Source organism: Spirosoma sp. KCTC 42546 (genome assembly GCF_006965485.1).
GTDB lineage: Bacteria > Bacteroidota > Bacteroidia > Cytophagales > Spirosomataceae > Spirosoma.
The window spans coordinates 4,763,585-4,783,886 of the sequence record NZ_CP041360.1 but is presented as its reverse complement, the minus strand read 5'-3'; the positions used below and the strand labels follow the sequence as shown (position 1 = coordinate 4,783,886).

Genomic DNA, 20,302 nt, shown 5'->3' with positions numbered 1-20,302 from the left:
TCAATGCAACCCAAAATTGACTACCGAATAACTATTAATGACAATCAATGACAACCGAATAACCATCAATGACAAAGCACTAAATCCCTTATTCTGATGGCGTACACGGAAAGCGTAAAACGGGCCATACAGATTGCCCAGGCCCTCTCAAAAGAGTACCAGAACGAACTATTCGCTCCGGCGCATTTGCTCATGGGTCTGTTGCATAATGAGGTCGGAATGGCTTCGTGGCTGGCGGTTATTGGTCAGGATGTGCCTTACCTGCGCGAATGGGCGGAGGTTCGACTGGAAGCCAGCCCGAAATCGAGCCGATTATCCCCTAATCCACCGGGCGATGAGCAGGTGAAAACCGCTATGGAACTGGCCGATCTGGTAGCCATGCAACTGGGTAAAGCGCAGACAGATCCCGTTTGTGTACTGGCTGCTCTGTTGAAACCCGGTGTAGCGTTTACGGCTGAGCAGCTACGCAGCTTGCCCATCACTCAGGCCGAACTGATGCAGGCGGCTTTAGCGGATGCCGATGTACAAACTGCCGTAGCGCCCGATAGCAAAGAGACTGGTCAACAGAAATCCAGTTCATCAGTATCGGCAACACCGGGGCAAGCGCTCCTTCGCTATTGCGTGGATAAAACAGCCATGGCTGCCGAAGGCCGGTTAGATCCAATTATTGGCCGTGACCGGGAAGTACGCATGATGACGGAAACCTTAGGTCGGCGAACAAAACCCAACGTTATTCTGGTAGGCGAACCTGGGGTTGGCAAAACAGCTCTTGCCGATGGTTTTGCCTTAAATATAGTGGCAGGACAAGTACCCAATCACCTGCAAAACGCCCGGTTGCTCGAACTTGATCTGGGTGCGCTGGTAGCAGGAGCTTCCTACAAAGGGGAGGTGGAGGACCGGCTGAAAAGCATCCTGAAAGAACTGAAACAGGATACGAAGATCATTCTGTTTATCGATGAAATTCATCAACTGCTGGATAGCCGGGGTCCGCTGGGAACGGGCGTAGCGAACCTGCTTAAACCCGAACTGGCCAAGGGGAATCTGACGGTTATTGGTGCCACAACCCTCGATGAATACCGAAAATACATTGAAACGGATGAGGCTTTCAGTCGTCGATTCGATGTACTGCGTGTGGAGGAACCGAACGTGGAGACCGCCATTCGGATGATTCAGCGTTTGGTTCCTTTCTACGAAAAACACCACCAGCTCAGTGTAGGCACCGATGCCGTGGCTGAAGCGGTAACCCTGGCCAAGCGATATAGCCGCAATCGGCGGTTGCCCGATGCCGCCGTTGACCTGCTCGACCGTACGCTCTCGGCAGTGCGGATGATTAGCGAACGAACACCTGCCGAAGTGGCTCAACTGACGGAACAGCTCGACGCGTTGATCGTCAATAGTGAAGGGACAGATTCCCTGCGCGACCTACGCTATCTGCATCAGGAACTGGAAAATAAAATCAGCCCGATCTTACTGGCAAATCTGACAGCGGATGCTGCAACCGATGAGGAAGCTGTAACTGATCCGTTTGAAACGGCTCCAACCTTATCCGACCATATCCGACAAACCCTGAGCCGCCTGACGGAGATGATGGCTACGGCCAAAACGAGTGTCGATCGACACGACGTGGCGGCTGTGATTTCGCACAAAACGGGTATTCCGCTTGGCAAAATCCAGAGCCAGGAGCGTGATAAACTGCTGGCGATGGATGAGGTACTGAAAAAGCGGGTGATTGGTCAGGATCATGCCGTAAAAGCTGTAGCCGATGCCATTCTGGAAGCTCGCTCAGGGCTGACGAAAGCGGGTCAGCCCATTGGTTCGTTCTTCCTGCTGGGGCCAACCGGCACCGGAAAAACCGAACTGGCAAAGTCGCTGGCCGATTTCCTGTTCAACGACGAGTCGTTTCTGATTCGGTTCGATATGTCGGAGTTCAAGGAAGAGCATTCGGCGGCTCTGCTTTATGGTGCTCCTCCGGGCTATGTTGGCTATGAAGAAGGTGGTTTGCTGGTGAATAAAATCCGGGAAAAACCGTACTCGGTGGTGCTGTTCGATGAGATCGAAAAGGCGCATCCATCGGTATTCGATATCTTCCTCCAAATTCTTGATGAGGGCCGCTTACACGACCGTCTTGGAAAAGAAGGCGACTTCTCCGATGCTGTTGTTCTGTTTACATCAAACATTGGTAGTCAGTTAGTTATCCAGCGTTTCGGTGAGGGGCAGATTCCGACGACCAACGAATTAATGGAGTCGATGAGCCGGAATTTTCGGCCCGAGTTTCTGGCCCGCCTGACCGAGATTGTACCCTTCGCACCAATCTCCGAAGAGAATGCGGTTCGGATTTTCAGTCTGCATCTGCGTGGACTGACTGATCAGCTCACCAAGCAGGGAATTACGCTCGACTTGACGACTGAAGCTCGTAGGCACCTGGCCTTGTCGGGCTTCACTCCTCAGTACGGTGCCCGGCAACTAAAGGGTGTCATTCGAAACCAGCTTCGGCGACCCATTTCGAGGATGATCATTGCGGGCGAGGTAACCAAAGGATCGGCCATTCAGGTCGGGCTTCAGGGAGACGACTTACAATGGGCCATAACGCATGAGGAAACACCCTTATCACAAGTGCCAGAAATGAATCCGGTATTATCAGGCTAGTTGGAGCTCTATCCCCTGCGTACGCAAACAATACTTGACTATCTATGACAACTCTTAACAACACTTGACAACTAACAGACTATGCCACAACCAGCCGCTCGCTTAATGGACATGCATGTTTGTCCTATGCAAACACCCGCCGTAGTTCCTATTCCACACGTAGGTGGGCCAATCATGGGGCCGGGTATGCCAACAGTGCTCATCGGTGGCCAACCGGCCGCAGTTATGGGCGATATGTGTACCTGCGTAGGTCCACCCGATGTGATTGTAAAAGGCTCGGCTACAGTTCTCATTGGCGGCAAACCAGCCGCCCGAATGGGCGATATGACTGCGCATGGCGGCAGTATAGTGGCTGGCTGCCCAACGGTTATGATTGGTGGATGAATTGATTTCTAATTTTTTACCTAACTGCGTAAACTATGTTTGACTACGGAATTGGTGGACAGGAGCGCAAGCTCAACGTTAGCGAGAGTATCGTTGACATTCCCCAGAACAAAACCCTCTTGATTGAGAAACTGACTGCCGACCCCTCGTTCCGTCCGGAAGTGGTAGAAGGTCTAAAAACAGTAGGTGAGGTATTCGCCCATTTCAAGCCGGAACAGGAAGTTGAATTTGATACCGAAGAAGGCAGCACCATTAGCGAAACCCTGCGATTTAACTCACTGGCTGATTTTGGCAAGAAAGGGATCATTGCCCAGAGTGAATATTTACAACAACTGAACATGACGTTTGAGGATTTTCAGAAATACGTCCGCCAACTCAAGTCGAACAAAATCCTGAAAGCAATGCTCGAAAATCCCGATGGCAAAGCGGCCTATATGGCGGCCATTCAGGCCATGATTCGTGAACTGGAAGAAGCCCAATAATTAGTTTGACGTTTGTCGTTCGCAGTTTGAAGTTAGCTGCTACGAGTATCATCGTGCGTCAACCAACTTCGAACGGCAAACTTCGAACCTGAAACCCTAAAAAACTACATGGAAGCACAGGATAAACCAGTAAAACTAGGCGAAAAGACAGCAGTATCGACCCTGTCACTCGATGAGAGCTGTACCAAACTAGCTAAATACGGAGGCTTTTCCATTCTGGAAACTACTCTGGATGGCGTTCAAAATTTGAACCCTGAGAAAAAAGCCCGCAAAAAAATCTTTCTGACTGAAGAGGCCAAGAAGCAGGAGCGTGCCGATTTGGCCAAGCGACTGCATCTGATGCTTGATCTATTAAGTAGCGCCGATACCGTGGCCGAACTGGCCGAAACGGCACAGAGTAAAGCTGAAGCGGCTCAGACGCTGTTGAATGAAAATCTGCGTCGGGCGTTTGAGGCCAACCGTGGTCTGGAGCAGTCCTATCGATCAGTGGCGAGTTTTTACGCCAATACCGATCAGGATAAAGCCAAAAACGTCAACATCATGAATGCCGAGCCGGAGCAACTCACCGACCTCGACAATACAACCTTTATTGATGCAGTGGCTGAAGAATTTGCCCGGACGTTTGACCGGCTTGATTTACGCGACAGCTACTCCCTGCTGGTATTGCCCGGCTATCTGGGCTCGAAAAAAGTCGTGGATAAGTGGGCGCAGATTGCGCATAAGAACAAGGTTATGCTGGTAACCGACTTTCAACATCTGGATGCGCCCGATGATGTTATCGATCTTTTTGAATCGGCCGATCTGACGGGCGGAGATGCCTACCTCTCTAATGTAATGATGACCTGTAACTGGCTTGCCGGACGGGGGAAACATCAGGATGTTGGCGAGGAAGAAGATCTCTACGTACCCGGAGCAGGTGCCTTAGCCGGAAAGCTCTATGCCACGGTTATGTCGCAGGTGTCGGCTGGGCGAAAGCACGGGGCGTTGAACGAAGCTGATGGCGTGCGATTTCCGCTGAAAAAAAGCGAAATCTCGGCGCTGGAGAAAATGGGCCTAATCCCTATGGTGAATGAGTATGGTAAGGTGATGCCCTTTTCGGCCAAAACGCTCTTCAACGGCGACAATGTTGGTTTACAGACCTATTCCGTCGTGCGCGTTTTCGACTATATCACCAAGGTGCTGATTGATTTCCTGAACCGGCGGGCGTTTGAGAATTTCAATACCAACACGCGCATGGATATCCAGAAGCAGATTGTGAAGTTTCTGGATAGTGTAACGGGGCCAGGTAAACTCATTGAAAAGTTCAAACTGCTGCGCTTCGAGCGAGACCCTAAACAGAAAGACCGGATTCTGCTCGACATCCACATGGTGCCGTATTTCCCCGCCAAAACGTTCCTGCTCAAACTAGATGGACAGAAAGGTGATGATCCTGATTCGGCTGAATGGAAAGCTGATTATGACCAGCAGTAGTGTGTGATTAAGTGTTTGTTTACTCTTTACTCTTAAAGTTATGTACGTAGTTACTCTAAAGATTGACGATATGGAATTTATTCTGAATCGAGTCAACTTCTATGTGGCTCGCAAGTCAGATAAAAATGGTCGCCCGATCTCGGAATCTGCCTGGACTGTAAATATCAACATGGATACTACGGACGAGTCGCTTTTTACCGAATGGATGGTAGACGAGAATAAGAAGAAAGACGTATCGATCAAATTCTACGAAGGCGGTGACACTAAAAAAGAATGGCAGTTTGCCAAAGCGTACTGCGTTGGATTTCAGGAAAATTTTGTGGCTGATGCCGGTGTGATGGAGACTCAGCTTATCATATCTGGAACGACCGTTGATAATGGAAATGCCACCATAACCAATAACTGGATGACCTAACGTTTAGTCAATCTAACTCCTTTATCACTATGGCAAACAAAGCAATCTTATCCGTCTGCGGACGAGACTTCAATGTGCTTGAATTTAAAGTGACGCTTTATCAACAGACTACTAATCAGGGGCGACCAGCTTCAGGCGTTTTTTTTGGTGATTTCTTTATGCTCATACGGGGGGGGAATGACACCTTCTTCGAGTGGATCAGCGACCCGACCCGGATGGAAAGTGGTGTGTTGAAAACCTTCAAAGCCGATCAGACCGATTCTCCTTTTGTTGAGTATTCGTTCGTGCAGGGTTTTCTCGATTCGATACTGGAAAATTATTACTATGATGCGGACATGCAAAACTCCTTCAATACCGTCAGTGATATTGAAAGTTCCGGTGAAGACTTTGAGCTATGGACAAAAGCCGTCGCGTTCCAGCGGGATAGTGGAGAGTCAGATATTGGTGCACACATACTAGGGAATTCGATTGCAAAAACCCGAGCGTTTCAAAAACGAACAGGTATATCCTACGTGCTGATGATTTCAATGTCCTGCATGCAAATCACGATTCGCGATGTGGACCACAAGAATCAGTGGGGACGGTAAGTTATTGGCTACTTGACTGATATAAACTGTTTATTCACATTTTAATCTTTTTTGCTGATGGCCTCTTATCATGCTGAACTAGCTGTGGATGGTACCGTATTACCCCTGCGCCGACTATTTTTTACCGCTTCGCGCAGTCGAGACTCGAAAGGAAAACCGTCTTCGGGTACTAATTGGCTGTTCTTTGCCTCAATTGATGTGCAGGAGCAATTTACGTTTACCGAATGGATGTTTGACGACACGATGCAAAAGGACGTTACGGTCACCTTTTATAAATCGGACGAAGAAGGAGAGGGCGAAACCAAACTGAAGGAATGGACGTATAAAGGCACCTTCTGCGTTGGCATGCTGGAAATGTTTGCCGGCGATGCATCCTATCAGACAACCAACCTTTTCTTTACAGGAAAAGAAGTAACCAACGGTAATGCTACCCTGGAGCATGAGTGGGACTTAGAATGATGTTTTAATCCGAATTTTAACGAACGACTATTATGGCTCATAAAGCAATTTTAAGTGTTTCCGGTGAAGATATTCCAGTCCTTGAATTCTCTGTAGCGTTTAAGCAGGCCCGTGACGATCAGGGTAAGCCTGCTTCCGGGGTGATGTTAGGTGATTTTTACCTGATTATGGAAGGAGGGACGGATCTGTTTTTTGAGTGGCTGGTTGATAAAACCCGCTTTGAGGGCGGTACCATTAAAACCTACCGCGATGATCAGAACTCAGTTATGCTAACCTATGAGTTTGAGAATGGCTTTGTGACCGATGTCTCCGAAAGCTATTATGAAAATGTAGGTAACCCAAATGTAAGTTACAAGCGAGTTAGTTCTGGCGAAGATTTGAGTGATGATGTGATCGACTTTCAGTATAAAGGATTCCGGTTGGGGCGGAAGGATAATACTCTGATGCAAAATATGTGGAATCGGGTACGAAAGTTCCAGGAACGGACCAACAACCCGTATTGCCTCTTCATCACCATGTCGTGCGAAAAACTGAAAATACAGGACACCCAGTTCGAAAATAAGTGGAACGGTAAACTCGAATAACCTTGTATTCATACTCTTATGGCTTACGAAGGAAAACTCAGCGTAGATGGAACGGACTACGATATCAATTGGATGCTGATGCAGATTGCTCGTAATGAGGACAAGAAAGGCATACCGGCCTCTCGTCCTGAATGGAGCATAGTAATCAGTTTAGATGCCATGGACGACAGCACCATTAAAAGCTGGATGATTGATCCGCACATGCAAAAAGATGGTAAGATTATTCTGAATCGGATTGACGAAGACGCTTCATATAAAGAAATCGAATTTAAACAGGCCATCTGCGTCAATTATTTTGATGAATTTTTTGCTGATACAGACTACCTCAACACAATCATTAATATTACGGGTAGTGAGGTCACGATCAATAACGCCACACTTCAGGTATAGTTTTATTTTTTAACCCTTAAACCAGATGTCCTTTAAGGCTACATTAACCGTTGAAGGTAAAGAATTCAATGTACTGCAATGCACCCATCTTATGGATCAAAAGTATAAGAAGGGTAAAGCTACATCAGGGGTGCTAGGTGGCCGGATTATCGTCATTATAGAAAGCAGCGACGATGACCTGTTAGGCAACTGGGCAACTGGCCCTACGGTTAAAAAAGATGGAGAGATTGTTTTTGATCGTATCGACCAGAAATCTTCTTTACAAAAACTGGAATTTCAGGAAGCCTACATGACGCAGTACTTCGAATTTATGTCATCCAGCCATATTAATGCCGATAGCGTTTTAGCCGCTATGGAAGATTACTTTGTCTTAGATGCAACAACCGAAGCTGAAAATGAGCGACGACTCATCGTAAACAGAAGGGTACTGGTCAAATTTGCGGAACGGACACGCGTCAGCAATTGCATTCTGCTACGACTTTCTGCCGCAAAAATTAAACTCGACGGTATTGACCACCAAAATATCTAACCAATGGCGTACGAAGGAAAACTTAGTGTAGACGGAACGGACTACGATATCAATTGGATGTTATTGCGCGTGATACGGGATGAAGATAAGCGGGGAGTACCCTCCTCCCGCCCTGAATGGGGAATGCTTATCGCCTTAGATGCGATGGAAGACAGCACGATCAAAAATTGGATGATTGATCCGCACATGCAAAAAGACGGTAAGGTTACACTGAACCGAATTGATGAAGAAGCATCGTACAAAGAGATTGAATTCAAGAAGGCCTACTGTGCACTCTACAAAGATGAGTTTTTCTCAGATATTGACTACCTAAATACGGTCATTTATATAATTGGAAATGAAGTTACCTTTAATAAAGCAACGTTGAACGTATAACGCTTAACTCCAGACCAGATGTCATTCAAAGCTACCTTAACTGTCGAAGGAAAATCGTTCAATGTATTGCAGTGTTCTCATGTTTTGAAGCAAAAAAATGAACGGGGTAAAGTAACATCCGGGGTGCGGGGTGGTTCAATCACATTGATCTTAGATAGTACTGATGAAGAGTTGTTTGGAAGCTGGGCAACGAGCTCAACGGCCAAAAAAAACGGCGAAATTGTCTTTGATCGAATTGATCAGCAATCGGCTCTCCAGAAACTTGAATTCGAAGATGCCTATGCACTCTTTTATTTTGAGTTAATGTCGTCTGAAAACCTGACGGATATAGCGGCTATTCTTGATGTAAGTAATGACGTATTTACCTTCGATTTGACGGAAAAGAATCTATATCTTGATCGGTTGTTTTCCGCCACAAAAACTATCCTGAATTTTGCTGAACGAACCCGAATAGGCAACTGTATCCTGTTGCGCTTATCAGCAGCAAAAATCAAACTCGATGGTATTGACCATCAAAATACTTAATCAATGGCCAAGCAGGTCGTAACACACGTAGAGCTTGAAGGAGGCAAAGAACTGAAAAATGTTTCAGGCTTGTCTATCGAACAGGACTTATTCGGCCACCATACGTTTGAACTGTCGGTGCCATTTGAAGATCTGGAAGACGCCAATGAACTGTTTTTTCATGAGTCACACCGAAACGTTGTTGGCAAAACCATTCAGTTCTCGTTTGATCCACTACTCGAAGAAGGCTCCTTCGACTTTAAGTTTAAAGGCATTGTAACTGAGCTGGCGCTGAAAAATACCAGCGACATGTCGAATGTGTTCCTGCTCAAAGGGTATGGACTTACTATCCTGCTGGAAGACAGTAAACTACGCCGAACGTTTCTGCAATATAGTTTGGGCGATATAGTCAATCAGGTACTAAATCCCTATCCCAATAACTTACTCAAGCGGTCAGTTGATGCCAAGTCGTCTGAATCCTTAAAATACGTAGTCCAATACGACGAGACGAACTTCGAGTTTCTGGCGCGGCTGGCTGCCGAATATGGCGAATGGTGTTTCTACGATGGGCAGCAACTGGTATTCGGCAAACCCGATGACCATAAGGTTGACTTCAAAGTAGATGGCATGCAAACCTTTGCCATGAGCCTTCGGGTTATGCCTGCCAAATTTCTCTATAGTCGCTACGATTACATGGCCGATGAGACCTATGAAAGTCACTCGGACAACCAGCAGGTGAGTGGGCTGGGCCAGTGGGGCGATTTTACGCTGGATGAATCGGAGAAAATGTTCAGCCAGGAGTCACAATTGCCCTTGCCCAAGCTCGTGTATGGCCAGAGCGAACTGGATGAAGTTGCCAAGACACAAAAGGCAATGGAAGCCAGTCGTCTCGTTGATTTTCAGGGATTTGGTGAAAATCCGGACGTGTCGGTCGGGACGGTCATCTCCGTAAAAGGCTCTCGCATTACCGAACGGGGTACGTCAGAAGAAAACTTCGGAAGTTACCGGGTTACCCACGTATCCCATTCGCTGGATAGCAGTGGAAATTACTCCAATACGTTCCGGGCCGTGCCGGATTCGGTGACTTACCCGCCACCCAACCCATCATTTAAACTACCTACTGGCAAACCTGAACTGGCCCGAGTTGTTGATAATGAAGACCCAGAAAAGCTAGGCCGTGTGAAAGTTGAATTTATGTGGCCTGGCAACGATAAGGAATCCGACTGGCTACGGGTGGGGCATCCCTACACGGGCGATGGTGAGGGTATGCTGTTTATTCCTGAAGTGGATGCACAGGTCATGATCGGTTATGAGTCAAACCTGGCCGAATACCCCTTCATTATGACCAGCCTATACCCTAAGAATAACAGTGTCGATTATACCCAGCGCGACAATGTTCAGAAGGCTATACAGACCAGAGGTGGCAACAAGATTAGCCTATACGATAAAGACGGCGAGCAAAAAATAGAACTGACCAACGTCAATAAATCCGATACACGCGTCCTGTTATCCTTCGCCGACAATGGCCAGATTACCATTGAAACTCAGGGTAATATTAAAATTTCGGGGAAAGATATTGAGGTGAACGCTACGAATGATATCAAACTCGCAGCTCAAAATAACATCGAGCTAAAAGCCACTAACGGCGTAAAAATTGAAGGAACAGCCAGCGTCGAACTTAAAGGTGCCCAAATCAAAGCCGAAGCCGACGCTACCGCCGAAGTCAAGGCGAACGGTCAACTCTCGCTCCAGGGCGCACAAACCTCGCTCAAAGGTGATGCCTTGGTGGAAGTGAAAGGGGGCGTGATTATGTTGAATTAATCATCGGTTACCCCATCACTGAAGTGATGGGTATATCAGTTGCGTTAGTGGTGGGGCATAACGCAGCCGATATACCTAGTAATCCCGTTAGGGATAACCGATATAAATTGATACTATGTACAGGTATATCCAAAATCAGGCTAAACACCACCGAAAACAGACGTTTCGGGAAGAGTATCTCAACTTTTTGAGGAAATTTGAGGTACCGTATGATGAGCAATACATCTTTGAGGATTTGATCTGATCAATTCAAAATAGCGATCATCTTCCTGTTATTGTGCGGATTTACTATTCTATTGGCTTTACTCCGCCCGCATGGCAACAATGGTAGCGTTGTCGGCTAAACTGTTTTGATTGAAATCGAGTGCTGGGTCCAGATAAACGGGGCGCTGCCACCAGGCCGATTTTTTGGTGAATACCCAGCCGAAGGGGCGGCCGGATGGGTCGGCGTAGTGAATTGGGCTGGCTGGTGTGCGTTCGTTGTAGTCATTGATAAACACCAGAAACAGATCCCCCAGGTTCATGGCAACGGGTGCTTTCGCCTTAAAATTTGTAAAATTCGGGTCATTCGGCGTCTTCAGGAACTCGAACTGAATCACTAAAATCTTTGATAAATCCAGCAGATCAACATCGGGCATGTCGCCATTGATGGGGTAGTACCATTTCCGGTAATTGGCGGGTGGTATTTCACGATAGTAGCGGTAAGCCTGCACCACTAAAAAGGGAATTAGGAACGGTATCAGGCTGGTTACAAAAGGCCAACGGTCGGCTAAATAGCCTGTTTGCTGGTAAATAATCAGGGTAAATACAATGCCTAGCAGGAGCACAAAGAGCGTACCCAGGAACCCCCAGCCGAACGAAGCGAACAGGGCGGGAACAAAGCGCGGGCTGAGCCAAAGATGGAGTATGCCGATACCCAGTGCCAGTAATTGGGCAAGTAAGTAATACGATTGAAAGTTAGTGCTGTCGAGTGTGCCCGCAAAACCTGCCGCGCCCAGCAGCAGACCGACCACAATGCCATACAGAAGCCCCGGAACTCGTTTTGCAAAGGATAAATTGGGCATTATTGGTAAAAATTATTGATCGTTGGTAGTCGAATTCGTTCGTATTGCAATATGGTCGAAAAATTAAAAGAACACATCAAAAAGTCAACGAAGGGACAATAAAACTGGTCATTCAAACACTAATCCCTATTAATGTCCCACTGATTTTAGAGATAGTAAACTAAGAAATATCGTCGGGTTTGCACGATAAACCGACACCAACGTCTACTTTTAGGGGAAATCCCCTTCGTTTTATGAATCGTTTTTTTCTGGGCGTTATGCTCACTCTTGCAGGCTGTGGGCCATCGTCGAAACAGAATGAGAAACCCGAAGCCGGAACGCTCGATGCTCCCTTTAAACTGCCCTATCAGTTAAGTAAACCTGCCGAAACCTATACCCTGCCTAAAGAACTGACCGAAATATCGGGGTTAACATACTACAAAGGAGACAAACTGCTTTGCGTTCAGGACGAGGAGGCCGTTGTGCATGTTTTTGATACAAAGAAAGGTAAAGTAACGAAGGACTTTGGCTTTGGCGGCTACGGTGATTTTGAGGGGATCGAATACGTCAATGATGAAGTGTATGTACTGGAAAGCAATGGGAATCTATTCCGCTTCGCGCCCGAATCGACAAAAATTGGCCGAACCAAAACCGACCTGCCTAAAAATACGGAAGTGGAAGGGCTTGGCTACGACCCCAAAACCAAACGACTCTTGATTGCAGTCAAAAACGGCGAAGGATCGAGTGACAAAGCGGTGTACTCGTTCGACTTGCTAAACAGGGCCGTTTTCAAAGACATGAGTCTGAATGATGAGCAACTCAAAGCCGCCGGCATCGACCCCAAAACCTACAAGCCTTCGGGTATTGCCGTTCACCCAATAACTGGTGAGTGGTACATACTAACCTCGGCTGGCAAACGTCTGCTGATCACCAGCCGCAGGGCAAAAATCATCTATTCCGAATCTCTCGATCCTAAACTATTTCGCCAGCCTGAGGGTATTTGTTTCGCCCCCAATGGTGATTTGTTTATTGCCAGCGAGGGTGCCGGAAAGAAGGGATCTATTTTGAAATTTGCCTATCACAAGTAGGTTCAGATATCATTGATACCAGCTACTTCTTAAACGCCAGCGCCTTCACGGGTTGAATTCGATTAATAATAATCGTTGGAATCCACAAGACGAGGGCGATCAGTAAAACGGTAGCCCCGTTCAGGGCCAGAATGGTTGGCCAGTCCCAGACGATGGGAACGTAGTTCATGAAGTAGTTTTTGGGATCGAGGGGAATCAGTTTGAACTTGTCCTGAATGAAACAAATGCCAAGCCCTATTGCATTGCCGATTACCAGTCCCCAAATCACCATATCGAATCCAACGAATACAAACATACGCCGAATGAGGGCATTGGGTCCACCAAGGGCTTTCAATAGGCCGATCATGGGTGTTCGTTCCATCATCAGCACCAGTAGTACCGATACCATATTAAAGGACGCAACGAACGCAATCAGACTTAACAGGATGACCATATTACGGTCGAGAAGTAGCATCCAGTCGAATAATGGGCGATATTGATCAGTTACGCGGGTGAGCCGCATATCGGGATCCAGCACATTCGTAAGGCTGCGGGCGGTAGGCTCTAACCTGGCAAAATCCTTAATGAAAATTTCGTAGCTCCCTACAGAATCGGGTCCCCAATGGTTGAGTCGTTGAATAAGCCGAATGTCGCCCAGCGCAATGGTTTTGTCCACTTCTTCCAGTCCTGTTTCATAGATGCCTACCACCGTCATTTTACGCGCCCTGGGCGGATTGCCCAGAAAGTACAGCGGCACACTTTGACCTACTTTGACCTGTAACTGGTTGGCCATGTACTGACTTAGCAATAGTTGGGTTGACCCAAATCCCGTATCGGCTCCCACAACAGGCACCTTACCCGCCACCAGCGAGCCCTGAAACATACTCCAGTCATAATCTTTGCCTACTCCTTTTAACACAACGCCGGTTAACTCATCGCTGGTTTTCAGAATACCAGCTTTTAGGGCAATTGCCTGAATATGCCGGATACCCGGAAGTTGGGTACTGTCGCGGTATAGATTCGTACGAAGGGAAAGGGCAGGTTCTTCGTACGACACGTTGTTTGTGAACTTGCTCACCTGCAAATGCGCCCCAAACAGAAATATCTTCTGCTGAATCGTGTCTTTGAATCCAAACAGCACCGCAAAGGCTACGATCAGAATGGCTAAGCCGAGAGCGATACTGGCAATGCCAATTCGGGTAACAGTGGCAGAAAAGCTGCCCTCGGGCGCGTGGCGGACCTTGCGGGCCAGAAAAACAGGGACGTTCAAAATAAGTATTGGTTTATAGTATTCTGTTTTCAGTTTATAGTTTCCAGCGGGCTGGCGTATGGGAAGCTTTCGGGTCAGCCACCGAAAACCATAAACTGAAAACCGTAAACCAGTTTTGTTCTGGTTTGTAAAAGTAAGAGTTTTACAGAACGCAATTTGTCAATGATGGCTGTATCGCTTACACAACGAGGGGGTTTATCGGTTTGTTGGTTCAAATTATCCCTTATTTATTTGATATTGGGGTTAGGGCTATTAACTAACCTCTCGGTTTACGCCCAATCGGTTAGGCGAATAGATAGCCTGCCACATGATGGATTGACGATTTACTCGGATTGGCGCTGGCATTCTGGCGATAATCCGGCCTGGGCGAGCCCTACTTTTGACGACAGCCGGTGGGATACCATCCGGCCAGCACGCAGCATACAGCGCTTAGCTGATGTACAAAAAAAGCCACAAGGCTGGCTAAGGCTGACGTTTACTCTGGACTCCACAGTGGCTCAAACTCCATTGGCACTTGTAATCAATCAGATAGGAGCCACGGAGCTGTATGTAGATGGCGTGCTGTTTCAGCGTCTGGGTAAGGTTGGATCAAATTTTCGGGATCAGGAAGCCTACAGTCCAACATCCCGGGATGCCTTTATGCTGCCTGTACGATCAGCAGGTCGTCATGTGCTGGCTGTTCGACTGTCGCAGCATCGTCCGCCCTGGTATATGCCTAAGTTCATGTATTTCAACCGGTCAGTCTTCGGGGCCATACTTTTTCCGGCTGATAAACTAGCCTCCCTGACAATCAGCCGTATTTACCTGCAAACACTTGGTAACTACCTGATTATTGGTATCTTTTTCATGCTTGGGATAATCCATTTTATGTACTACAGGTACCGACGGCAATGGATAAATCTGTTTTTTGGGCTCACAATGCTATTAGGCGGTGGTTGTATCATAGTGATTGAATTGTTGGGCCTAATGACGAATGCTTCGGTTCTCGAATGGATGTTTTTGAGCCAGGGCCTATCGATTGCTCTATTTATGATATTGTTGCTGGTTACGTATTATGTTTATCTGGGCCAGCCTGTTTCGTGGTTTTTTGGAATTGTGGTCGCCCTATTGCTCATTTCACGAATCGGGTCTGTATTTACAGTATCCGTAGGCATTAATATTATCTCCGTCAGTTCAATTGTAGCCCTGTTTGCCGATGGTATTCGGATCAGTATTGCTGCTATACGCTCTAAACGGCTCAACGCCCGTTTTATGCTGACCAGCATCCTGGTGTTGATGTTTATCTTGATCGTAGGTGGACTAATTGGCTGGCTGGTTGCAACTCAGTATCCTGCTTACAGTGTGTATGTTGGTGCAGTAACAAATTTACTGTTCTTTCTAACCTTGCCCATCAGTTTCGCGGTTATTCTGGCCCGCGAGTATGCACAGACGAATCGTAATCTGGAAGATCGATTAACGGAAGTCGCTCAACTTTCTCAGGAAAAAGAAAGCATCCTGACCCAGCAGAACCAAACTCTTGAGCGGCAGGTAACCGAGCGAACCGCCGAACTAACTCAGTCACTAACCGAACTTCGGGAAACACAGCAACAGCTTATTCAGCGCGAAAAAATGGCCAGCTTGGGCGAATTGACGGCTGGTATTGCTCATGAAATTCAAAACCCGCTTAACTTCGTGAATAACTTTGCCGATGTGTCCGGAGAATTGGTTCAGGAGCTAAAGCAGGAGCGAGCGCAGGCCAGTCGGGATGTGGAACTGGAAGCTGAACTATTAGATGACCTGGAGCAAAATCTGCAAAAAATCAGCCACCACGGCGGCCGGGCATCCTCCATTGTTCGGTCTATGCTGGATCATAGCCGAGTGAGCACCGGCCAGCGAGAACCTACTGATCTGAACGCATTGGCCGACGAGTACCTTCGATTATCGTATCATGGAGTACGAGCAAAGGATAAAAATTTCAATGCTCACCTGATTACCCAGTTCGATCCGACCGTTACTAAAGTAACCCTGGTAGCGCAGGATATTGGTCGGGTGCTGCTCAATCTATTCAATAATGCATTCTATGCGGTTAATGAACGGGAGAGCAGGAGCAGAGAACTGGGGGAGTCGTATCAGCCTACTGTTACAGTCAGCACACGAACTATGGGGAAGTTTGTAGAAATACGGGTGAGTGATAACGGAATGGGTATTCCTGAATCGATTCAACGAAAGGTTTTTCAGCCGTTTTTTACCACCAAACCAACCGGGCAGGGCACGGGTCTTGGGCTTTCGCTCAGCTATGATAGTATTACGAAAGGGCACGGGGGAGAATTTATCCTTGAAAGCACAGCTGGCGAAGGTGCAACGTTCCTGATTCGACTACCAATTTCTCAGAAATCCGAGTGAACCTTCACGTATCAACTATGAACCATCTCAAGCAGGTCCTTGTCATTGTACTGATTTCAATCTATAGTCTGCTACCTAATGCCTTTAGCCAGCCTATACAGACCGGTGCCGACCAGATGAATCTTTATCTGCCCGCCCTACAGGGAAAACGGGTTGGCATGGTCGTCAATCATACATCGCGGGTGGGGCGCTCCCATCTGGTCGACAGCCTGCTCACACGGGGCATTACCATCAAAACCATTTTTGCTCCTGAACATGGATTCCGGGGGCAGGCGACTGATGGCGAAAAAATCAGCAGTGTACGAGACCCGCGCACCGGCATTATGATCACGTCGCTGTACGGCAAAGACTACAAACCAAGTCCGAAACAGATGGACTCCCTGGATGTAATCGTCTTTGATATTCAGGATGTGGGTGCCCGATTCTATACCTATACCAGCACCATGCAGTATGTGATGGAAGCCTGTGCTGAAGCCAATAAACCCATGATCGTACTCGACCGACCGAACCCCAACGGCCATTACGTGGATGGTCCGGTTCTGGAGACAAAGTTTAAATCGTTTGTAGGCCTGAACCCAATTCCGGTTGTCTATGGACTAACCATTGGCGAATTAGCCCGGATGATTAACGGCGAAAAGTGGCTGGCTGGGTCGAAAACCTGCCCGTTAACGGTGGTGCCGCTCAAGAATTATACACACCAAACACCCTATACCTTGCCGATACCACCGTCGCCCAACTTACCGAATCAGCAGGCCGTTTTGTTATACCCATCCCTTTGTTTCTTTGAAGGAACCGTCGTGAGTGTTGGCCGTGGTACCGACAAACAGTTTCAGGTCATTGGCTCGCCGTATACAAAGTACGGGCCTTATACATTTACGCCCGTTGATAAACCCGGTGCCGTGAATCCTCCCCTGGAAGGGCAGCTTTGTTATGGCCTGGATCTGACAGCGGCACCTATCCAGAAACAGGGGTTAATGCTGGATTACTTCTTTGATTTCTTCAATCGGGCTTCCGATAAGAGCAAGTTTTTCCTGGCCAACAACGGCATCGACCGGCTGGCGGGTACCGATCAACTGCGGCTTCAATTACTGGCGGGTGTTTCGGAGGCCAAGATTCGGCAAAGCTGGCAACCCGCGCTGGATGCGTATAAACTCATGCGAAAGAAGTATCTGCTATATCCGTAGTTTTCTTTTAGTGCGTTCAATACTGTGTTGTACTGATTGCAACTGGAGTTTCCTTTTCAGAGCCTATTTTTTTGCTGGGAAATAGGCCTTGTAGGTCAATACAATTCCGGTAAGAATTAGGACTAGTTCTACGAAAAGCGCAGAGTTATCATTTTTGAACTGTGCCCTATACTGTTGAGGGAAAAACATTCGTACAAGGCCAAGAGCTATAGCTAACCAGCCAATAATCGTTAGGCTCATTTGCCACCCTAACACCCAACTGTTATGACTACGAACAATGGCCACTCCTGCTATGAAAAGCAGCACCCCTGAAAGATAAACTAGCGGAACAATTTGTGTATCGTAAAGAGTTGGGTTCCATAGTTTCAACTCCGACAAGACCATAACCAATAATGTTGGCCCAACAATCCCCGCAATTGATTTTGATTTTTCCATTTTGAGTAAGTCTTTTTTACGGTGATGGGCTATAAATCTTTGAACCTGTTTAAACGTTATATAGGCCCTAATCGTTTGCTTTTTATCATTTCGACGCAGGAGAAATCTCAAATTTCCTACTAAGTCGAGCTTATGATTTCTCCTGCGTTGAAATGATAAAAAATCTAGCCAGTTTCAACTAGTTTTAGAAAGTTTCAACAAGTTCTACGGGATCTAATTAAATTAGCTACCTCCCTTTTCGATATGTCTATGGAATTTAACAGACGAAGCTGTTTATTCTTTAGTTTTTGGCTGATAAGTAAATTGATTTTACTCTTATGCTAGAGCGCTTAAGACGATTATGAATCTTTAGATTGCTGGTTTAAAACGGTATATAACGCCAATGCAATGTCATGTGCTGTTTTTATTCCCATTCTTCTCGTAATTGCCGCCATTCTTTCCAGAATTTTAAGTAACCTTTTTTATCAAAATCGTCTGTTGGAATTGTCTTTGGCAAACTTGTCTTATAAAAATTCTCAACTTGGTCTGCGAAGTCCAAAACTATTTTTTTGTATGCTTCTTTGTCAACAATTGCTTCTTGTCCATTGTCAGAAATGTGTTTGATTTTATTGTCGTCCGTGTGAATAATTGTCCAATCAATACCACTTGGACAACCACATATTGCAACAAAGTCATTTTCTTCGTCTGCCATAAAAAAATGCCCACAACAAGGCAGCAACTGACTTGCGTAGTCGTCCTTTTTGTAGTTGTCTTTAAGTGTCCGCATTAAATACAAAGCGGTTGAACTTAGAGTTACATCTAGACTATCTTTATCTGCAACCACTTCGTTACCAATTTTCACAAAAACGTGCCCGTGAGCACAAAGGTCTGTCGGGTCGTCAATATCTTTTATCCAATGAATATCTAATATTTTTATGTCTAAATTGTTGTTTATCATTGTCAGCTTATGGTCGTCCCAAAATAGCACACAACGAACAGGGCTTTATACAGGTTGGTAATTAGTATTCCGTCTACCCGGGCCGCTGCTGATTGAAAATATTTTGATGAAGTTTAGTTTGTCAAGTTCAAATTGCATAAAACCCATGTTAGCTGTAGCGTTTCTTCGTGGTGATGTCAAAATAATATGGAACGTCTTTATTGTTCAATGTCATATAATACTGTTCAATAAAGGGAGTACCATTATGTTTAAACTTGCAAAAGAAGTGAGGCTTAATATAATGTTCATCTCCTCTTAAATCATAATCGACTATATCTTCATAATCTATAACACTTACTCTTGCTACTTTAATCTTTAAAAAATCTTCGTAATTTTTTTGCAATTCGTCAGTCCAAAAATAATCCTTGTCAACATATATTTCTTCTATCGCAGTAGTAAACTCTAATCCTTTATGACTGCGACTTCTAATTTCAGCTCCAAACCATTGGTATTTTCCTTCCTGATTAAGTTCATGTTCTGGATATTTTGTGTCGTCTATTGAATGAATAATCATTTTTGAATTTCTTTTACGGTTTTCAAACGAATAATTAAGCCAGTCACCAAAATCATTTTCAATTTTTCGTTTCATGTCTAATCTAGAAAGAATTTTAATTTCCTTCGAAGATTGTGGATGTATGATAAAATTTGAAAAATGTGAGGATAATGTCTTCGGCAATGCAATTAATTTTCGTTGTATAGTTTCCCAACCCCAAAAGATAATATCAAAATCAAGTTTTGTGTCTTCTTTTATGGTTTCACAATATTCGTCAAAGTCTGGATGTTCGCTATATGTTGTTGCAATGTATAAAACGTCAAAGTTTATTTTTGGTTGCTCCTTCAAAATAAGGTTTACAGTTTCCTCTATATCGTTTAGCAGTTCTCTTTTTATTAGTATTGCTTTTCTTGTCAAGTCTTTTAGCTTGCTTTGGATTACTATGTTCTTTTCTAAAGAAATGATGTCAAGGCCTTTTTGTTTATGTCCGTTTTTGCCAAAACTTTTGAATGAAGAGGTGGAATGGATTTCATTAAACATGTCGACGAGGAGATTTTCCAGATCTTTTGAATTTAAGGGTGGTGGTATTTGAAATTCAGGCATAGTGTGTCACATTACATTACAGGTAACACATAAATATACGAAAGTTTTGTCGTATTTTTGTGTTTAGTTGAACATTGCCGCTATTTATTTGTGTTTTGTTGGGATTGTGTGTTGATGGCTTTAGTGAATAAAAGCCCTTTACATTGCCCGCTGATACTCGTTTTGTCTAGCTTTGCGCACAAATAACCAGGTTTATATTACCT

General features: G+C 45.9%; 21 protein-coding genes. 16 read left to right on the top strand and 5 right to left on the bottom strand.

The annotated features are described in order from the left end of the window. The first annotated feature begins 96 nt into the window (after window positions 1-96). The 13 genes from EXU85_RS19595 to EXU85_RS19535 all read left to right on the top strand — a co-directional run bounded on the left by EXU85_RS19595 (window position 97) and on the right by EXU85_RS19535 (window position 10,646). The gene (locus tag EXU85_RS19595) at window positions 97-2,646 is read left to right on the top strand and encodes an ATP-dependent Clp protease ATP-binding subunit (protein ID WP_142773709.1); all 2,550 of its coding nucleotides are present in this window, start codon (window positions 97-99) and stop codon (window positions 2,644-2,646) included. Window positions 2,647-2,727: 81 nt separating this feature from the next. Then, entirely contained in the window at window positions 2,728-3,030 is a 303-nt protein-coding gene (locus tag EXU85_RS19590) for a PAAR domain-containing protein (protein ID WP_142773708.1), read from the top strand. Window positions 3,031-3,065: 35 nt separating this feature from the next. Further along, entirely contained in the window at window positions 3,066-3,512 is a 447-nt protein-coding gene (locus tag EXU85_RS19585; protein ID WP_142773707.1) for a hypothetical protein, read from the top strand. 108 nt (window positions 3,513-3,620) lie between these two features. Continuing rightward, window positions 3,621-4,982, top strand: coding sequence for a DUF5458 family protein (locus tag EXU85_RS19580; protein WP_142773706.1), 1,362 nt, complete (start codon window positions 3,621-3,623; stop codon window positions 4,980-4,982). A 40-nt stretch (window positions 4,983-5,022) separates the two neighbouring features. Then, a complete protein-coding gene (tssD, locus tag EXU85_RS19575) occupies window positions 5,023-5,397 on the top strand; it encodes a type VI secretion system tube protein TssD (RefSeq protein WP_142773705.1) in 375 nt (124 codons plus the stop codon). Window positions 5,398-5,426: 29 nt separating this feature from the next. After that, window positions 5,427-5,984: a type VI secretion system tube protein TssD gene (tssD, locus tag EXU85_RS19570; protein WP_142773704.1), complete on the top strand. Its 558-nt coding sequence runs from the start codon at window positions 5,427-5,429 to the stop codon at window positions 5,982-5,984. 57 nt (window positions 5,985-6,041) lie between these two features. Continuing rightward, a complete protein-coding gene (gene tssD / locus EXU85_RS19565) occupies window positions 6,042-6,443 on the top strand; it encodes a type VI secretion system tube protein TssD (protein ID WP_142773703.1) in 402 nt (133 codons plus the stop codon). A 32-nt stretch (window positions 6,444-6,475) separates the two neighbouring features. Continuing rightward, window positions 6,476-7,027, top strand: a complete 552-nt coding sequence (gene tssD / locus EXU85_RS19560) for a type VI secretion system tube protein TssD (protein ID WP_142773702.1) — start codon at window positions 6,476-6,478, stop codon at window positions 7,025-7,027. Window positions 7,028-7,045: 18 nt separating this feature from the next. Next, window positions 7,046-7,417, top strand: coding sequence for a type VI secretion system tube protein TssD (tssD, locus tag EXU85_RS19555; RefSeq protein WP_142773701.1), 372 nt, complete (start codon window positions 7,046-7,048; stop codon window positions 7,415-7,417). A gap of 25 nt (window positions 7,418-7,442) precedes the next feature. Further along, on the top strand, window positions 7,443-7,946 hold the full coding sequence (gene tssD, locus EXU85_RS19550; RefSeq protein ID WP_142773700.1) for a type VI secretion system tube protein TssD: 504 nt from the start codon (window positions 7,443-7,445) through the stop codon (window positions 7,944-7,946). Window positions 7,947-7,949: 3 nt separating this feature from the next. Continuing rightward, on the top strand, window positions 7,950-8,321 hold the full coding sequence (gene tssD, locus EXU85_RS19545; RefSeq protein WP_142773699.1) for a type VI secretion system tube protein TssD: 372 nt from the start codon (window positions 7,950-7,952) through the stop codon (window positions 8,319-8,321). 18 nt (window positions 8,322-8,339) lie between these two features. Further along, on the top strand, window positions 8,340-8,846 hold the full coding sequence (gene tssD / locus EXU85_RS19540) for a type VI secretion system tube protein TssD (RefSeq protein WP_142773698.1): 507 nt from the start codon (window positions 8,340-8,342) through the stop codon (window positions 8,844-8,846). Window positions 8,847-8,849: 3 nt separating this feature from the next. Continuing rightward, on the top strand, window positions 8,850-10,646 hold the full coding sequence (locus EXU85_RS19535; RefSeq protein ID WP_142773697.1) for a type VI secretion system Vgr family protein: 1,797 nt from the start codon (window positions 8,850-8,852) through the stop codon (window positions 10,644-10,646). Between the two features lie 302 nt (window positions 10,647-10,948). Here EXU85_RS19535 and EXU85_RS19530 read toward each other — a convergent pair whose 3' ends face one another. Beyond that, a complete protein-coding gene (locus tag EXU85_RS19530) occupies window positions 10,949-11,710 on the bottom strand; it encodes a TssN family type VI secretion system protein (RefSeq protein WP_142773696.1) in 762 nt (253 codons plus the stop codon). 233 nt (window positions 11,711-11,943) lie between these two features. On the opposite strand from EXU85_RS19530, the gene EXU85_RS19525 reads away from it, so the two are divergent. Next, entirely contained in the window at window positions 11,944-12,777 is an 834-nt protein-coding gene (locus EXU85_RS19525; RefSeq protein WP_142773695.1) for an SdiA-regulated domain-containing protein, read from the top strand. A gap of 22 nt (window positions 12,778-12,799) precedes the next feature. On the opposite strand, the gene EXU85_RS19520 is transcribed toward EXU85_RS19525, so the two are convergent. Beyond that, window positions 12,800-14,026 (bottom strand): FtsX-like permease family protein, encoded by a 1,227-nt coding sequence (locus EXU85_RS19520; protein WP_142773694.1) that lies wholly within the window; start codon window positions 14,024-14,026, stop codon window positions 12,800-12,802. A 162-nt stretch (window positions 14,027-14,188) separates the two neighbouring features. On the opposite strand from EXU85_RS19520, the gene EXU85_RS19515 reads away from it, so the two are divergent. Both EXU85_RS19515 and EXU85_RS19510 read left to right on the top strand, forming a co-directional pair. Next, window positions 14,189-16,408 carry an ATP-binding protein gene (locus EXU85_RS19515; RefSeq protein WP_246859164.1) on the top strand — a complete coding sequence of 740 codons (2,220 nt, stop codon included), beginning with the start codon at window positions 14,189-14,191 and terminating at the stop codon, window positions 16,406-16,408. A 17-nt stretch (window positions 16,409-16,425) separates the two neighbouring features. Next, a complete protein-coding gene (locus EXU85_RS19510) occupies window positions 16,426-17,592 on the top strand; it encodes an exo-beta-N-acetylmuramidase NamZ domain-containing protein (protein ID WP_142773693.1) in 1,167 nt (388 codons plus the stop codon). Window positions 17,593-17,655: 63 nt separating this feature from the next. Here EXU85_RS19510 and EXU85_RS19505 read toward each other — a convergent pair whose 3' ends face one another. The 3 genes from EXU85_RS19505 to EXU85_RS19495 all read right to left on the bottom strand — a co-directional run bounded on the left by EXU85_RS19505 (window position 17,656) and on the right by EXU85_RS19495 (window position 20,099). Further along, window positions 17,656-18,027 (bottom strand): hypothetical protein, encoded by a 372-nt coding sequence (locus tag EXU85_RS19505; protein ID WP_142773692.1) that lies wholly within the window; start codon window positions 18,025-18,027, stop codon window positions 17,656-17,658. Window positions 18,028-18,430: 403 nt separating this feature from the next. Further along, the gene (locus tag EXU85_RS19500) at window positions 18,431-18,964 is read right to left on the bottom strand and encodes a hypothetical protein (protein WP_142773691.1); all 534 of its coding nucleotides are present in this window, start codon (window positions 18,962-18,964) and stop codon (window positions 18,431-18,433) included. A 148-nt stretch (window positions 18,965-19,112) separates the two neighbouring features. Further along, entirely contained in the window at window positions 19,113-20,099 is a 987-nt protein-coding gene (locus EXU85_RS19495; protein WP_168207825.1) for a hypothetical protein, read from the bottom strand. Window positions 20,100-20,302 lie beyond the last annotated feature (203 nt).

Coding starts and splice junctions, on each gene's coding strand:
- tssD (WP_142773704.1), top strand. CDS start 5,427: ATGGCAAACAAAGCAATCTTATCCGTCTGCGGACGAGACTTCAATGTG.
- tssD (WP_142773700.1), top strand. CDS start 7,443: ATGTCCTTTAAGGCTACATTAACCGTTGAAGGTAAAGAATTCAATGTA.
- EXU85_RS19510 (WP_142773693.1), top strand. CDS start 16,426: ATGAACCATCTCAAGCAGGTCCTTGTCATTGTACTGATTTCAATCTAT.
- EXU85_RS19585 (WP_142773707.1), top strand. CDS start 3,066: ATGTTTGACTACGGAATTGGTGGACAGGAGCGCAAGCTCAACGTTAGC.
- tssD (WP_142773701.1), top strand. CDS start 7,046: ATGGCTTACGAAGGAAAACTCAGCGTAGATGGAACGGACTACGATATC.
- tssD (WP_142773702.1), top strand. CDS start 6,476: ATGGCTCATAAAGCAATTTTAAGTGTTTCCGGTGAAGATATTCCAGTC.
- tssD (WP_142773698.1), top strand. CDS start 8,340: ATGTCATTCAAAGCTACCTTAACTGTCGAAGGAAAATCGTTCAATGTA.
- tssD (WP_142773705.1), top strand. CDS start 5,023: ATGTACGTAGTTACTCTAAAGATTGACGATATGGAATTTATTCTGAAT.
- tssD (WP_142773699.1), top strand. CDS start 7,950: ATGGCGTACGAAGGAAAACTTAGTGTAGACGGAACGGACTACGATATC.
- EXU85_RS19580 (WP_142773706.1), top strand. CDS start 3,621: ATGGAAGCACAGGATAAACCAGTAAAACTAGGCGAAAAGACAGCAGTA.
- tssD (WP_142773703.1), top strand. CDS start 6,042: ATGGCCTCTTATCATGCTGAACTAGCTGTGGATGGTACCGTATTACCC.
- EXU85_RS19505 (WP_142773692.1), bottom strand. CDS start 18,027: ATGGAAAAATCAAAATCAATTGCGGGGATTGTTGGGCCAACATTATTG.
- EXU85_RS19530 (WP_142773696.1), bottom strand. CDS start 11,710: ATGCCCAATTTATCCTTTGCAAAACGAGTTCCGGGGCTTCTGTATGGC.
- EXU85_RS19495 (WP_168207825.1), bottom strand. CDS start 20,099: ATGCCTGAATTTCAAATACCACCACCCTTAAATTCAAAAGATCTGGAA.
- EXU85_RS19525 (WP_142773695.1), top strand. CDS start 11,944: ATGAATCGTTTTTTTCTGGGCGTTATGCTCACTCTTGCAGGCTGTGGG.
- EXU85_RS19500 (WP_142773691.1), bottom strand. CDS start 18,964: ATGATAAACAACAATTTAGACATAAAAATATTAGATATTCATTGGATA.
- EXU85_RS19515 (WP_246859164.1), top strand. CDS start 14,189: ATGATGGCTGTATCGCTTACACAACGAGGGGGTTTATCGGTTTGTTGG.
- EXU85_RS19535 (WP_142773697.1), top strand. CDS start 8,850: ATGGCCAAGCAGGTCGTAACACACGTAGAGCTTGAAGGAGGCAAAGAA.
- EXU85_RS19595 (WP_142773709.1), top strand. CDS start 97: ATGGCGTACACGGAAAGCGTAAAACGGGCCATACAGATTGCCCAGGCC.
- EXU85_RS19590 (WP_142773708.1), top strand. CDS start 2,728: ATGCCACAACCAGCCGCTCGCTTAATGGACATGCATGTTTGTCCTATG.